General features: G+C 63.1%; 14 protein-coding genes. 6 read left to right on the top strand and 8 right to left on the bottom strand.

The genetic code is table 11. From position 1 onward, the window contains the following. Nucleotides 1-134: 134 nt before the first annotated feature. Together ACTEK7_RS05770 and guaA are read right to left on the bottom strand one after the other, a co-directional pair. A complete protein-coding gene (locus ACTEK7_RS05770; RefSeq protein WP_225146623.1) occupies nucleotides 135-734 on the bottom strand; it encodes a hypothetical protein in 600 nt (199 codons plus the stop codon). Nucleotides 735-948: 214 nt separating this feature from the next. Next, complete coding sequence (guaA, locus tag ACTEK7_RS05775; RefSeq protein ID WP_225146622.1) at nucleotides 949-2,547, bottom strand: glutamine-hydrolyzing GMP synthase; 1,599 nt, start codon at nucleotides 2,545-2,547, stop codon at nucleotides 949-951. A 262-nt stretch (nucleotides 2,548-2,809) separates the two neighbouring features. On the opposite strand from guaA, the gene ACTEK7_RS05780 reads away from it, so the two are divergent. Beyond that, nucleotides 2,810-3,142: a DHCW motif cupin fold protein gene (locus ACTEK7_RS05780; RefSeq protein ID WP_036000985.1), complete on the top strand. Its 333-nt coding sequence runs from the start codon at nucleotides 2,810-2,812 to the stop codon at nucleotides 3,140-3,142. A 263-nt stretch (nucleotides 3,143-3,405) separates the two neighbouring features. Continuing rightward, on the top strand, nucleotides 3,406-3,615 hold the full coding sequence (locus ACTEK7_RS05785) for a cold-shock protein (RefSeq protein ID WP_008141931.1): 210 nt from the start codon (nucleotides 3,406-3,408) through the stop codon (nucleotides 3,613-3,615). 207 nt (nucleotides 3,616-3,822) lie between these two features. Here ACTEK7_RS05785 and ACTEK7_RS05790 read toward each other — a convergent pair whose 3' ends face one another. After that, complete coding sequence (locus ACTEK7_RS05790; protein ID WP_225146621.1) at nucleotides 3,823-5,124, bottom strand: RsmB/NOP family class I SAM-dependent RNA methyltransferase; 1,302 nt, start codon at nucleotides 5,122-5,124, stop codon at nucleotides 3,823-3,825. Nucleotides 5,125-5,152: 28 nt separating this feature from the next. After that, nucleotides 5,153-5,575 (bottom strand): MAPEG family protein, encoded by a 423-nt coding sequence (locus ACTEK7_RS05795; RefSeq protein WP_036000992.1) that lies wholly within the window; start codon nucleotides 5,573-5,575, stop codon nucleotides 5,153-5,155. A 154-nt stretch (nucleotides 5,576-5,729) separates the two neighbouring features. On the opposite strand from ACTEK7_RS05795, the gene ACTEK7_RS05800 reads away from it, so the two are divergent. The 3 genes from ACTEK7_RS05800 (at nucleotide 5,730) to ACTEK7_RS05810 (ending at nucleotide 7,989) form a co-directional block, all read left to right on the top strand. Then, nucleotides 5,730-6,344 (top strand): acriflavin resistance protein, encoded by a 615-nt coding sequence (locus ACTEK7_RS05800; RefSeq protein ID WP_225146620.1) that lies wholly within the window; start codon nucleotides 5,730-5,732, stop codon nucleotides 6,342-6,344. A gap of 69 nt (nucleotides 6,345-6,413) precedes the next feature. Continuing rightward, nucleotides 6,414-7,256: a metallophosphoesterase family protein gene (locus ACTEK7_RS05805; protein ID WP_225146619.1), complete on the top strand. Its 843-nt coding sequence runs from the start codon at nucleotides 6,414-6,416 to the stop codon at nucleotides 7,254-7,256. A gap of 202 nt (nucleotides 7,257-7,458) precedes the next feature. Beyond that, nucleotides 7,459-7,989 (top strand): DUF992 domain-containing protein, encoded by a 531-nt coding sequence (locus ACTEK7_RS05810; protein WP_050995857.1) that lies wholly within the window; start codon nucleotides 7,459-7,461, stop codon nucleotides 7,987-7,989. Between the two features lie 18 nt (nucleotides 7,990-8,007). On the opposite strand, the gene ACTEK7_RS05815 is transcribed toward ACTEK7_RS05810, so the two are convergent. Continuing rightward, on the bottom strand, nucleotides 8,008-8,949 hold the full coding sequence (locus ACTEK7_RS05815; RefSeq protein ID WP_036001002.1) for an alpha/beta fold hydrolase: 942 nt from the start codon (nucleotides 8,947-8,949) through the stop codon (nucleotides 8,008-8,010). A 242-nt stretch (nucleotides 8,950-9,191) separates the two neighbouring features. Between ACTEK7_RS05815 and ACTEK7_RS05820 the strand changes: the two genes are divergently transcribed. After that, nucleotides 9,192-9,788 carry a phasin family protein gene (locus ACTEK7_RS05820; protein ID WP_036001015.1) on the top strand — a complete coding sequence of 199 codons (597 nt, stop codon included), beginning with the start codon at nucleotides 9,192-9,194 and terminating at the stop codon, nucleotides 9,786-9,788. A 167-nt stretch (nucleotides 9,789-9,955) separates the two neighbouring features. Here the strand turns inward: ACTEK7_RS05820 and ACTEK7_RS05825 are convergent, their stop codons facing one another. The 3 genes from ACTEK7_RS05825 to ACTEK7_RS05835 form a co-directional block, all read right to left on the bottom strand. Continuing rightward, the gene (locus tag ACTEK7_RS05825) at nucleotides 9,956-10,249 is read right to left on the bottom strand and encodes a hypothetical protein (RefSeq protein WP_225146618.1); all 294 of its coding nucleotides are present in this window, start codon (nucleotides 10,247-10,249) and stop codon (nucleotides 9,956-9,958) included. Between the two features lie 257 nt (nucleotides 10,250-10,506). Beyond that, entirely contained in the window at nucleotides 10,507-11,529 is a 1,023-nt protein-coding gene (locus tag ACTEK7_RS05830; protein ID WP_225146617.1) for an NADP-dependent oxidoreductase, read from the bottom strand. 186 nt (nucleotides 11,530-11,715) lie between these two features. Further along, a complete protein-coding gene (locus tag ACTEK7_RS05835; protein WP_225146779.1) occupies nucleotides 11,716-13,281 on the bottom strand; it encodes a winged helix-turn-helix domain-containing protein in 1,566 nt (521 codons plus the stop codon). Between the last annotated feature and the right edge of the window lie 105 nt (nucleotides 13,282-13,386).

Below are 13,386 nucleotides of genomic sequence, written 5' to 3' on the forward strand. Positions count from 1 at the left end.
TCCGCCCCCGACATCAAGTGCGGCCCGCAGCTAACGCTTTCAACCTACGCTTGTTCCAGCTGCCTCGAACATCCGATGTCGAGGGTTTTAAGCATTCTCTGCGGGCGCTGTCCTTGAAGGCTATCCTCGGCACATTACCATCTCAATATGCCGGAATGTCCTACCCCGCGCACGGCCTGCAACGGACGAGTTGCGGTTGAGTTCGACGCGCAGAGGCCGTTCTGCCGGCTTCGAAGAGCCGGCGCCGAGCTTCTTTGATCAATGCAAGTTCTGGCGCGCTGCCGTTGGGCAAGCCTCACAAGAGGCCATTGTCCTTGAGCAGTTTGAACTTCATCACCCGTAATCCAGCCGAAAACCTTCAGCAGCCCATCATTCTGCTCAAGCAGATAGGCATTGGTAAAAGGCACGTCGATACGCCTGCCATCTTTCTCGAATTCGCTGCTCCAGCCCACGTGGACAAGGCAATGTGTTTCATCGATCGAATGCATCTCGATCTCGGAGACGGTGACCGCCTTGTTTCCGATCTGACGGTAGCGCTCGTATCCTTTTGAAATCCGCTCGACAAAAGCGTGATCGTTGTCCCCTGCCATGACACCCTTTGGTCCTGCAGCGATATATTGGGTGGAAAAAAGCGAACGGAAAAACTCCTCATCAAGAGTACCGTCCAAGCCATCTCTGAAGGCTTGGGCATATCGATCAAAGAACTGTTCCACTTCGCTTGTCGAGATGGTCATTCGCAGCTCCTCCTTCGACCTCGAGAAAGTGTTGCCAGATCCGCCGCAAGCTGACGGTGCGCTACCTATCGATCTTGGCAAAGATGGACCCTGTGCCAGCGACGCGAGTCTTGCCGGCGCTCGCAAGCACCAGCTTGAAAACGAAGAAGCCCGCATCTCTGCGGGCGTTCCAGGGTTTCACCTTTCTGGTTTCGGGCCGTGCCAACCAACCAGATCACTCCCACTCGATCGTCCCTGGCGGCTTGCTGGTCACATCATACACCACGCGGTTCACGCCCTTCACCTCGTTGATGATGCGCGTCGCGGTCTCCCCTAAGAACTTCATGTCGAACTGGTAGAAGTCCGCGGTCATTCCGTCGGTCGAGGTCACCGCGCGCAGGCCAACGACGTAATCGTAAGTGCGGCCGTCGCCCATGACGCCGACGGTCTTTACCGGGAGCAGCACCGCAAAAGCCTGCCAGATCTCGTCGTAGAGGCCGTGCTTCCTGATCTGGTCGATGTAGACGGCGTCCGCCTTGCGCAGGATGTCGAGCTTGTCCCTGGTGATCTCGCCGGGGCAGCGGATGGCAAGGCCCGGACCCGGGAACGGGTGGCGGCCGACGAAGATTTCGGGGAGGCCGAGCTCGCGCCCGAGCTTGCGCACCTCGTCCTTGAACAGCTCGCGCAGGGGCTCGACGAGCATCATGTTCATGCGTTCGGGCAGGCCGCCAACATTGTGGTGCGACTTGATGGTGACGGAAGGTCCGCCGGTGAAGGAGACGCTCTCGATCACATCAGGATAGAGCGTGCCTTGCGCCAGGAAATCGGCGCCGCCGATCTTCTTGGCCTCAGCCTCGAACACCTCGATGAAGAGGCGGCCGATGGTCTTGCGCTTGGCTTCGGGGTCGGTGACGCCCTCTAACTCGCCGAGGAATTGCTTGGAGGCGTCCACGTGCACGAGCGGGATGTTGTAATGGTGGCGGAAGAGGTCGACGACCTGCTCGGCCTCGTTGAGGCGCATCAAGCCGTGATCGACGAACACACACGTCAGCTGGTCGCCAATGGCCTCGTGGATCAGCACGGCCGCAACGGCCGAATCGACGCCGCCGGAGAGGCCGCAGATCACCCTGCCCTTGCCGACCTGCTGGCGGATCTTTGCAATCTCCTCCTCGCGGAAGGCGCGCATGGTCCAGTCGCCGGTGAGGCCGGCGATCTTGCGCACGAAATTGCGGATGAGCTTGGCGCCGTCGGGCGTGTGCACCACCTCGGGGTGGAACATCAGGCCGTAATATTTGCGCTTCTCATCCTGGATGATTGCGAAGGGCGCGTTCGGCGAGGTGCCGGCGACGGAGAAGCCTGGCGGCATCCTGGTGATGCGGTCGCCATGGCTCATCCAGACCTGGTTCTTGCTGCCTGACGACCAGACATCGGCGAACAGCTGGCTCTCGGCCTTCACCTCGACATCGGCGCGGCCGAATTCGCGGTGATGGCCGCCCTCGACCTCGCCCCCTAACTGGGCCGCCATGGTCATCTGGCCGTAGCAGATGCCCATCACCGGCACGCCGGAATCGAAGATGAGTTGCGGGGCGCGGGGCGAGCCGGCCTCGTGCACCGATTCCGGGCCGCCGGACAGGATCACCGCTTTCGGCTTCATCTCCTCGAAGGCGGCTTCCGCCTTGTTGAACGGGACGATCTCGCAATAGACGCCGTCCTCGCGCACGCGACGCGCGATCAGCTGCGTCACCTGGCTGCCGAAGTCGACGATGAGAATCTTGTCGTGCGCCGAGGCCACCGAGGGCGTCGACGAGGAGCGGTCGTTCTGTGCTGCTGTCATGGCCAGCCAATACGCTGGCCGAGCGCGGGCCGCAACCGCGGTGGTGGCGCGCCCACATGCTTCTTTGGGCATGGACACGAGGCGCTTAGGTAAGTAATATTTACCTAATTTGTTCGTCAACGCAAACGTCGTCGCAACGCTAACGAGCGCTCCAAGAAAAAGCGGCCACATCGGGGCGACGATCAACGCCTCGCGCCCGCAATGACGGAGGCAACAGCGTGCGCTAACAAAAGCGGCGCCGGCTCCGAGACAGGATCGCCCCATGAAACTCCCCACCTCCCCCTTCACCGTCACCGACTGGAGCAAGGTTGAGCCGACCACGCATCCCGGCGAGAGCGGCGAGGCCACATGGCGCACGCTCAACATCGGCGAACTCCGCGTGCGGATGGTGGAGTACTCGCCGGGCTATCTCGCCGATCACTGGTGCGATCGCGGCCACGTGCTCTATGTGCTGAAGGGCGAGCTCGACTCTGAGTTGCGCGACGGGCGCAAATTCAAGCTCACGGCGGGGATGAGCTACCAGGTATCGGACTTCGGCGACGCCGCGCACCGGTCCTCGACGACGACGGGGGCGACGCTCTTCATCGTCGACTGAAGCGCGCCGACGGTTAATTTGCACCGCGAAATAGCAAAGTGGCGGGACGTTTCGGGCCACGGGTGGTGCCTTGAAGTGGCCCCAAATTCTCGCTATATTGTGATCATCGATACTTGGCCGAACGACTGGGCCGCTTCGCTTCGTTGCTGACGGGCGCGCACGCTTCAGATGAATTCTCCAAACATCGACTCATCAGGGACTATGGGCGCAATGCTGCGTACCGGTCTGCGTGCGTACCTCTCTAACTAAACAAGGAAATTCCCATGGCTATGGGCACCGTGAAGTGGTTCAACACCCAAAAGGGTTATGGTTTCATCCAGCCGGATGACGGCCAGAAGGACGTGTTCGTTCACATCAGCGCCGTCGAGCGCGCTGGCCTCTCCTCCCTCAACGAGGGTCAGAAGGTCTCGTTCGACATCGTCGCCGACCGCCGCAGCGGCAAGTCGTCGGCTGACAATCTCCGCGTCGGCTAACGCCCTCGCACCGTTCTGACCGCGGACGTACCGGCAGAACGTTGGAACTCGAAAGCCCCGCGACCGGGATCGGTCTGCGGGGCTTTTGTTTTTGATGTCATTCCGGGGCGCCCGCAGGGCGAACCCGGAATCCATCGGGCGGCAGTCTCTGCAGGCGGATGGATTCCGGGTTCTCGCTTCGCGAGCCCCGGAATGACGGCCGAGAGATCAGCCCGTCTTTTTCAGCACCGACACGAAAAACCCATCCGTCCCGGTCCGGCGCGGCGTCATCAGCCAGCCCTCGGCTGACTGCAGCGCAGCCTCGCCAAAGGCTTCCGCCTTGTCCCAGAGCACGCTTGCGGTCTGCTCGGGCGGGACAACCGAGAACTCGCCATGTCGGCCGACGAACGCCCTCACCTGCTCGCCGTTCTCCTCCGCCAGCACCGAGCAGGTGATGTAGGCGATGCGGCCGCCCGGCTTGACCAGCGGAACCGCGCGCTCCAGCACCTCGGCCTGGTCACGCAGGCGGATCTCCAGCGCACCGGGGCGCATCCGCCATTTGGCATCGGGGTTGCGGCGCCAGGTGCCGGTTCCGGTGCAGGGCGCGTCGATCACGACGAGGTCGGCGGTGCTGCGGATGTCGGCAAGCGAATCGGCCTCGCCCTTGGGCGTGCGGATTTCGGCGTTGTGGACGCCGGCGCGCGACAGCCGCTCATGGATCGGCGCGAGCTGGCGCTTGTCGCGGTCGGTCGCGATCAGCCGGCCCTTGCCCTGCATCAGGGCGGCCAGCGCCAGCGTCTTGCCGCCGGCGCCGGCGCAGAGATCGATCACCTGCTCGCCGGGTTTTGCCGCGGTGAACTGGGCCGCAAGCTGCGATCCCTCATCCTGCACTTCAATCGCGCCCTTGATGAAATCCTCTTCCGCCTGGATGCCGGGGTTGCGCGCATCGGCCGAAAGCTCGATGCGCAGGCCGGTTGCGGACCAGGGCGTCGGTTTTGCATGAAGATGAGAAAGCGCCTTCAGCGCCTTGTCGCGGTTGGATTTTAGCGTGTTGACGCGCAGGTCCAGCGGCGCCCGGCTCGCCATCGCGGCCGCCTCCGCGGCGCGATCCTCGCCGAACACTTTTGCAAGGTGCGGGTCGAGCCATTCCGGGTAGTCGCCGGCGACGGCGGCAGGTGCGTCCTGGAGGGAGCGCGAGGCGAGCGCAGCCTGCTCGGCCTCGGTCAGCGGCGCCGGCGCAAAGCGGCTGCCGTCGAACAAGGCGCCCATAGTCGCCGTGTCCATGTTGCGCTCGAGGCGGAGCATGCCGATCAGCCGGGCCCGCGCGGTATCGGAATCCATCAGCCAGGCGCTCGAGGCGTAGCGGCGCAGCACATCCCAGAGGAGGCCGGCGATGGCCGCGCGGTCGCCGGAACCGGCGAAGCGGTGCGCGGTGCCCCACTCCTTCAGCGCCTTCGCCGCGGGCACGCGGTCCCTCTCGATGGTGTCGATCAGTTCGATGGCTGCGGACAGCCGGGCAGCAGGGGTCATTCGCGTTCTTTCAAGTGGTGCGCAGCGCCTAGATCAGCAGCAAAAGCTTCAGCGCGAAGTAAATCCACATCGCGAGCAGCACCAGCACGCCGGCGAGCCAGACCGTGGAGCGGCGGCCGAGATCGTTGGAGGAAACGAACACGCCGGCATGGGCAAAGCGCGTCACCACGAACACCCAGGACATCAGCACGATGAAGAGATCGGCGCGGCGCAAGGGCAATGCCAGCGCAATCAGGACATAGAACAGCACCGGCAGCTCGAACTGGTTGCGGTAGCAATTGGCGATTTGTGTGGCGCCCTTCGGCCAGTTCGGCTCGCCGAGCGCAATGTCACGGATCTTGGTCTCGCCGGAGACCAAGGTCTTGCGGCGCGCCAGGACCATGCCGATCAGCAGCGCGAAGGTGAGAGCGACCTGCACGAAGACCGGCAGCAGGACCATTTGAACGGACATCGGAACTTTCCCGTAAAGGCGAAATGCCGCCGACGTCATTAGCCGCGACTTTTGGCGCTGACAATGAACGACTTGAACCGGCGTTCCCGCTTCCCCGACCAACCCCAGATTGTTGAAGCGATTTCGGCCCCTTGGGCCCCGAGGCGAGACAGCCATGAATTCCTTGTCCAGCTTATTCAGCGAAGCCGCCACGGGCCAGCTCGGCCTCCTGATGTCGGCACTGTCGGGGATCGCGGCAGCGCTCGCGGTCGCGTTGGCCATGACGGTCTACTTCCGCCTGAGCTATCGGACCTGGCGGGACGTCGCCCGGCATGGCCTGGCGACCTTGGCCGCGCTCGCGCTGTTCGCCTTTGCCGCCTACGACATGCGTCACGCGGCGCTCGCCTATCTCGGTCTCAACCCCTCCAAGCCTGCCGTCGAGTTCGAGATCCGCATGCCCCGGGAGATGCTGGCGGCGGTGGGCGACAGCCAGATCGAGCTGCACACCGACCGCAACCAGACATTGGCGCTGGTGGACGGCGTGCGCGACCTCCCGGACGGCCGGGCCGTGCTGCGCGGCGCAGTGGTGCTCAACCACCGCACGGCCGATCGCGTTCTCGTCGTGAACCTCTCAGGCAAGGGCATCTTCGAGTTCCGCCTCCGCCTGCCGGCCGAGCCGCATCGCTCCGGCCAGTTCGGCCCCTGGCACCTCGCCGACCGCGTCGCTTCCCCGCTCGCGGGTGCCGTCGCCCCGCAGGACGGCTACACCATCCGCTACCGCGTGCTTTAAACTTTGTTCGTTGCGATCCATGCCCGCGCCGTCATCGTTCCGACGCGCGGCGACGGGTAGGATGATCGCATGTCCGAATTTCGTCTCACGCAGATTTCCGACACCCATCTCGGCCGGCGCTTTCCCGGCCTGATCGCCAACTTCCATCGCATCAGCGAGCACATCGGCGCCGGCAGACCCGATCTCGTCGTCAACACCGGCGACGTCTCATTCGACGGGCCGACCAGCCGCGACGACCTTGAATTCGCGAAAGGCCTGCACGACGCCCTGCCGGTCACCTGCCGCTATCTCCCCGGCAATCACGATATCGGGGACAATCCGACCGCGATCGGGCCGGCGCCGAAGCCGCCGGTCAGCGAGACGCACCGCCAGCAGTTCTGCGACATCATCGGCGAAGACCATTGGTCGTTCGAGGCCGCGGGCTGGCGCTTCATCGGCCTCAATTCGCTGGTGATGAATTCGGGCCTCGCCTTCGAGGCCGAGCAGCTCGACTGGCTGTCTCAGGAAATCTCGCGCGTGAAAGGCAGGCCGGTCGCGCTGTTCCTGCACAAGCCGCTGTTTCTCAACCTGCCCGACGATCCCGAGACGCCGGAGACGTCGATCCGCTACGTGCCGCAGCCGGCGCGGGCGCGGCTGATCGAGGCGCTCGGCAAGGTCGACCTGCGTCTCATCGCCAGCGGCCACGTGCACCAGCGCCGCGACTTCACCTTCCGCCACACCCGCCACGTCTGGGCGCCGTCAGCGGGCTTCGTCATCAACGATCAGCGCCAGGACCGGATCGCGATCAAGGAAGTCGGCCTGGTCGAATACCGCTTCCAGCCCGACAGTCTCGAGGTCCGCCACATCAGGGCGGCCGGCCAGGTCGATGTCGATATCGAGGAGCTGCTCATCCAGATGGGCGACGGGCACTGATAAAATCGGCTGCGTGCAGTAGGCGCGCTTGATGTCCGCCTGTCACTCAACACCTAGCGCAGAGCCGGACACGCGTGCTCCACATCCCGACCCCGTAAGCGAGGCCTGTCTCGTGGTTCTGGAGCTTCGGCTTGCGACCAACAGGAACATCGCTGGCTCCGCGCGCATTGAAGGACGATCAGACTACGTCGATGGAGGCCCCATGACCAGGACAACGCTGAATGAAGCGAGGCTGACCAATTTGGCCACGGCTTGCGCGGCCTTGGCACTCGTCCTCACGATGGTTCCGGCAACGGCGCAGGAGGCTGGGCGCTCGAGAGTCGGCACACTCACGTGCAACATATCGCCCGGAGTCGGCATGATTGTTGCGGGACAACGGCAGCTGAGCTGCATCTATGCATCGGCACGAGGCAGGGCGCGCGAGGCTTACGAAGGCACCGTCAGCACGCTTGGTCTGGACATAGGAGCCACGTCCGGCGGTCAGCTCGTTTGGACCGTGTTTGCGCCAACGACAGTTCGCCGGGCAGCCTTGGCCGGAACTTATGCGGGCGCGACCGCCGGCGGCACTGTCGGCGCCGGAGTTGGTGCCAACCTCCTGGTGGGCGGCTCGGATCGTACGATCGCCTTGCAGCCGGTGTCCGTCCAGGCGCAGACAGGTGTGAACGTCGCAGCAGGCATATCAAGAATGGAATTGCGGCCGGTTGCTGCGCCTGCACGCGGCAAGGCCCAGTGACGGCCGTCGCTGCCGATCTCAGGAGTTCGTCATTGAGTTGACGACCTCCACGATGGCGGCGGGGTCTGCGTACGTGACCATGTGCCCGGCATTTGGAACAAGGTGAAGATCGGACCGAGGCAGTGCTTGATGTAAATCCTGCGCTTGTCTGAATTCGATCACTTGGTCCTCTGTTCCGTGGAATATCTGCACTCGCTCGCCGATGGCTGGATAATAAGCTTGGAATTGTGTTGCAGTTGGAATGAGGAGTGCACTTTCCTCCGCAGCCGCCCTCAACTGTGTGGGCCTGAGCACCAAAGACGCTGGAAATTCATTCCTGAACGTCTGCGGGACAGAACGGGGCGCAAAGATCTTGCGGAGAGCTCCTGGCAGGACGGCCCACGAAACGATCGGCGCGACAGTGTAACTGACCAGGTCGCCGAGGACCGGTATGGCTGGACCTGACATCAGCCACACGTCCAATCGGCCGGTCGGGAAATAGTACCCTGACGCAAGCACAAGACCCTGGGTCGGATAATCCTTTCGCACGGCGAGAGCGATAGCGACCAAGGCGCCCCAAGAATGGCCGAGCACAACCGGATTGCGGATTCCAAGTTGATTGAGCGCCTTCGCCAACAGAGCGGCTTGAGCTGCCGCGGTCCATATTCGGAGCCGCGGCCGCTGACTATAGCCAAAGCCTGGGCGATCGAAGCACACCACGCGATTGGTGCGGGCAAGAAGATCGACCAGACCGCTGATCGTGAAGTCCTGGACCATGGATCCGTTGCCATGGAGCAGCACGACGCAAGGAGCGGCCGGATCCCCTCGATCGACATAGTGGAGTACCACGCCGTCGCATTCGAGGAACTTGCCGATTGGTGGATTCCTCCACTCGGCCAGTTTGGAGAAGCCGACGTTACCGACGACGAGAAGCGCCAATAACAAGGCAGCGATGAGCAACACGGTTTCAGCGGTGGTCATTACTGACCCTTGATGATCGAGGGTATGAACATGAGACCCGCGGCGCCAAGCAAGTGAACCAATCCATGGAGTAATTGGAAGTTGAAGCGCTCGTTCCTGCGCGCGGTCGCGGAGGATTGATTAAAAATCACGTGCCCCGGAACGGTCGAGAAATGCCCACGTTGGCCGCTAAGGATCGCACCTGTGATCGCACCTGTGACGGAGAGGATCCGACGTCACCAACAATAACCAAGGAGCAACAGATGGCTAATCCACGCCAGGAGGAAAAGTCTACGCAAAGCCCTGAGGACACAATGCGCCGCGCCGCCGAAAGGACCGCTGAGCAAACCAGACGGATCGGCTTAGCTACCGCTGAGGCCAGCGAGGAGGTAGCCCAAGCCAGCAGTCACCTGCTGCAACAGAATGCCGAGATGTTGCAAAACAGTTGGCGCTTCGGCGTCGACATGGCCACTGTGATGTTGGGCCGGTCTGCTGATCAGCTTGGTCGCACGTTCGGTGTGACGGGCAATGAAACGGAGCAGGCAACAGAACGATCGGTCCGCAACGCTGAAGCAATCATGTACTCTACAACCGCGGTCGTCAAAGGAATGAACGGCGTCTCACGCGAGTACTTCGATTTCGTTCGACAGCAGATCGAGAGGACCATGGACCGTATGAATGAACTCTGGCGCTGCCGAACTCCGCAGGATTTGGCGGCTGTGCAGACCGATCTGATGCGCGATTCGATCAGAAGCGCCCTCGATACCAGCCGCCGGATGGCGGACATGTCTTTGAAGGTCGCTGACGATGCAGGAAACCATATTACTCAGAGTATCGAACGCATGCGGCACGCCGCCTAAAGCGCGATGCGATTAAGATCATCGCGCTTTGGGTTACTGTTTGAGCATGAGCTTTTCGGAAAACCGCTACCCACTTTTCCGAATCATGCTGTAGCGCGCCGTCACAGCCATGGCGCACATGTGCGGCTGAACCTCAGCCGCTCTTGTGTTGCGGCCTCGCGGAAGACTCAAGCCACGCTTTTGAGATCCTGCTGGATCGCGGCGAGCAGCGATTGCAGCGCGGCGCTGTTCACCGGCTTGGCCTCGGTGCCGGCTGGCTGAGCAGCGGGGCGCTGCGCAGCTTTCACGGGACGCTTCGGGAATGGCGGTGGCGCGGGCATCGCGGCCGGGGCGAATTCGCCCTCGTCCTCGGCGTGAACGAACTTGCCATGGATGACGTCGTCGCGACGGCCCATGATGAACATGGTCGCCCAATAGCCGACGGCCAGGAGGATGACGCTGAAAATACCAATCTCTAACATCGCAGCACCTAAAATATGCGCGATGATTCAATGCCTTCGTCCGGCCGTCAATGAACAGGCGGTCACACCCGCGGCTTTTGCGGGCAGGTGTGACCATTTGGTGACTCTTTCTTAACTATCCCCACGCGGCGTGTGCCCGCGGGGCCACGTGAGTCCCATTCCCTGTCGCCTAAAGCGCGACAAATGCGCTCGCGCTTTAGGTTGTTGTTTGGGCATGATCTTTCCGGAAAACCGCTTCGCACTTTTCCGGATCATGCCTAGGCCTTGTCCGGCCCGACCCGGACCAACTGTTTGCCGAAATTGGCGCCCTTCAGCAGGCCCATGAAGGCGCCGGGGGCGCTTTCCAGGCCCTCGGTGACGAACTCCTTGTACTTGACCTTGCCGTCGCGAACCCAGCCGGACATGTCGCGCAGGAAGTCGCCGTGGCGGGCGGCAAAGTCTGAGACGATGAAGCCGCGGAAGGTCAGCCGCTTGGTCAGCGTGGCGCGCATCAGGCTGGCGGCCCATTTCGGCGGCTTGGCCTCGGTGTCGTTGTAATGGGCGATCAGGCCGCACACCGGCACGCGCGCAAACGGGTTGAGCAGCGGGAACACCGCCTCGAACACGGCACCGCCCACATTTTCGAAATAGACGTCGATACCCCCAGGGCAGGCTTCCTTCAGCTTGGCGGCGAGATCGGGATCGCGGTGATCGATGCAGGCATCGAAACCGAGCTCCTTCACGACGTAGTCGCACTTGTCCTCGCCGCCGGCGATGCCGACCGCGCGTGCGCCCTTGATCTTCGCGATCTGCCCCACCGCCGAACCGACCGCGCCGGACGCACCGGCAACGACGACAGTCTCGCCCGGTTGCGGCTTGCCGATGTCGAGCAGGCCGGTATAGGCGGTCATGCCGGGCATGCCGAGCACACCGATCGAGGTCGAGATCGGCCCGAGCTTGGGATCGACCTTGATCAGGCCCTTGCCGTTCGAGATCGCATGGGTCTGCCAGCCCGAGCGGATGCGCACGATGTCACCGACCGCGAAATCGGGATTGTTGGAGGCCGCGACCTCGCTGACCGCCTCGCCTTCCATCACGCCGCCGACCGGCACCGGAGCTGCGTAGGACGGCCCTTCGCTCATGCGCCCGCGCATATAGGGATCGAGCGACAGCCAGATCGTGCGCAGCAGGACTTCGCCCTGCCCTGGCGTCGGAACGGCGAATTCCTCCAAACGGAAATCAGACGGCTTGGGTTCGCCGACGGGACGCGCGGCGAGAACGATGCGTTTGGCTTGGGCCATGGCTTCCTCCTTTTGTCTTTCGATACGGACGGAAGCGGAGGCAGCGAGGCGCGTCAACACAAAAGCGGTGAGCGGTTGGCCCCTCGGAGCCGAGGGCGCGTCGGCGTCGATTCAAGGCCTATCGCCGATCAAGCCTGTTCAGACCTGTTGTCGCCGTTTCCAGCACTTGTGCCGACACGGCGTCCTTCATTCGGGTAGCCCGGCCATCCGCATGCCCTCCGAGGCGAGCGCGAAATCCTGCGGGCGGCGGACGAGCAGCCAATCCTCCAAAACGCTGACCCGTAAAGTCGGATCCAGCCTGCGGACGTGGGCCATCGCTTCTCGGGCTTCGTCCATCCGCCCGGCTAGCGCGTGGCTCGCCGCCATGAAGGCGGCCACCCGCAGGACGTTCGGCATCTGCCGCGACGCCCGCTGCAGTGACGCCACCGCCTCGTCGAAGCGGCGGCAATACAGATGTCCCATCGCGATCCCGGTCTGCATCTGAAATATCTCGGGGTCGAGCGGGCTGAGCCGCATGGCGCGACTGAAATAGTCGATCGCGCTGTCGTGTTCGCCCATCGAGATTCGTTGATACCCGCCGAGATACCAGATCGTCGACGAATTCGGATTGAGCACCAGCGCGCGGTCTACATGGGCGACGCAGGTGTCCAGATCGCCGCCGAAATGGGGCCATGCGTGGCCGCCACGGCACAATGCAACTGCGTCGTTCTTGTTCAGCGTCACCGCGCGCTGGCACAACCGCGCCGCCTCGGCGCCATCGGCGGCGCGGTCTGCGAGCCAGCGATTCATCTTGCGCCAGTAGAAGCACCACGCCGCCATGCCATAAGCCGCAGCAAAGTCCGGATCGCGATCGATCGCCCCATAGAACAGCGCTAATGCCCCATCGATTCCGTCGCGGGTCGCGGTGTGGAATTGCGCCAAGCCGCGGAGATAATAGTCGTAGGCATCGAGGCTTTCGGTCGGCTTGCGCTTGGCGCGTTCGATTTCGGCGAGCTCGAGCTGCGGCGCAATCGCGCCGACGACGCTGGCGGTGATCTGGTCCTGCAGCTCGAAGATGTCGTCCATCGCGCTCTCGAACCGCTCAGCCCACAGATGAGCGCCGGTGGAGGCGTCGATCAATTGTCCGGTGATGCGCACGCGGCCAGCGGAGCGGCGCACGCTGCCTTCCAGCACGTAGCGTACGCCCAGTTCGCGGCCAATTTGCTTCACATCGACCGCGCGGCCCTTGTAGGTGAAGCTGGAATTGCGGGCGATCACGAACAGCCAGCGGATTCGCGACAGACCGAAGATGATGTCTTCGACGACGCCGTCGGCGAAGTAGTCCTGAGCGGGGTCCCCGCTCAGGTTCAGAAACGGCAGCACTGCGATCGAGGGCCGGTCGGGCAGGTCGAGCGCGGCAACCGGCTTCTCCGCCGACGGCACGATCGCGATGCGCTGATCGGCCGCTACGTGCACCTCGCCGACGAAGCGGAACCCCTTACGCGGAACGGTTCGAATCAGCCGCTGTCCCTCTCCACTGTCTTCCAGCGCCCTGCGCACAGCGTTGATGTGGCTGGCCAGCGTCGATTCCGAGACGATCCGCCCGCCCCAGACCGTGTCGAACAGATCATTCTTGCTGACGACGTGGCCGCGGTTGCGCACCAGATACAGCAGCAGATCGAAAGCCTGCGGCGTGAGGCTGACCGCCTCGGAGTCCCGCCGCAACTCCCGCCGGTCCTCATCGAGGACATAGGCTTCGAAGGTGAACCGCACCACAAAGACCCTGATTGAAACCCGAGCGGCATCCCGCTCTCGGCGCACCCAGCCGATGCTGCTGCGCCCTGTTTGGACGAAACTGCAAGTAGATTTCAAGCAAAA

Source organism: Bradyrhizobium sp. JHI2711, assembly GCF_056156565.1.

Coding starts and splice junctions, on each gene's coding strand:
- ACTEK7_RS05825 (WP_225146618.1), bottom strand. CDS start 10,249: ATGTTAGAGATTGGTATTTTCAGCGTCATCCTCCTGGCCGTCGGCTAT.
- ACTEK7_RS05770 (WP_225146623.1), bottom strand. CDS start 734: ATGACCATCTCGACAAGCGAAGTGGAACAGTTCTTTGATCGATATGCC.
- ACTEK7_RS05785 (WP_008141931.1), top strand. CDS start 3,406: ATGGCTATGGGCACCGTGAAGTGGTTCAACACCCAAAAGGGTTATGGT.
- ACTEK7_RS05830 (WP_225146617.1), bottom strand. CDS start 11,529: ATGGCCCAAGCCAAACGCATCGTTCTCGCCGCGCGTCCCGTCGGCGAA.
- ACTEK7_RS05795 (WP_036000992.1), bottom strand. CDS start 5,575: ATGTCCGTTCAAATGGTCCTGCTGCCGGTCTTCGTGCAGGTCGCTCTC.
- guaA (WP_225146622.1), bottom strand. CDS start 2,547: ATGACAGCAGCACAGAACGACCGCTCCTCGTCGACGCCCTCGGTGGCC.
- ACTEK7_RS05820 (WP_036001015.1), top strand. CDS start 9,192: ATGGCTAATCCACGCCAGGAGGAAAAGTCTACGCAAAGCCCTGAGGAC.
- ACTEK7_RS05780 (WP_036000985.1), top strand. CDS start 2,810: ATGAAACTCCCCACCTCCCCCTTCACCGTCACCGACTGGAGCAAGGTT.
- ACTEK7_RS05815 (WP_036001002.1), bottom strand. CDS start 8,949: ATGACCACCGCTGAAACCGTGTTGCTCATCGCTGCCTTGTTATTGGCG.
- ACTEK7_RS05800 (WP_225146620.1), top strand. CDS start 5,730: ATGAATTCCTTGTCCAGCTTATTCAGCGAAGCCGCCACGGGCCAGCTC.
- ACTEK7_RS05790 (WP_225146621.1), bottom strand. CDS start 5,124: ATGACCCCTGCTGCCCGGCTGTCCGCAGCCATCGAACTGATCGACACC.
- ACTEK7_RS05810 (WP_050995857.1), top strand. CDS start 7,459: ATGACCAGGACAACGCTGAATGAAGCGAGGCTGACCAATTTGGCCACG.
- ACTEK7_RS05805 (WP_225146619.1), top strand. CDS start 6,414: ATGTCCGAATTTCGTCTCACGCAGATTTCCGACACCCATCTCGGCCGG.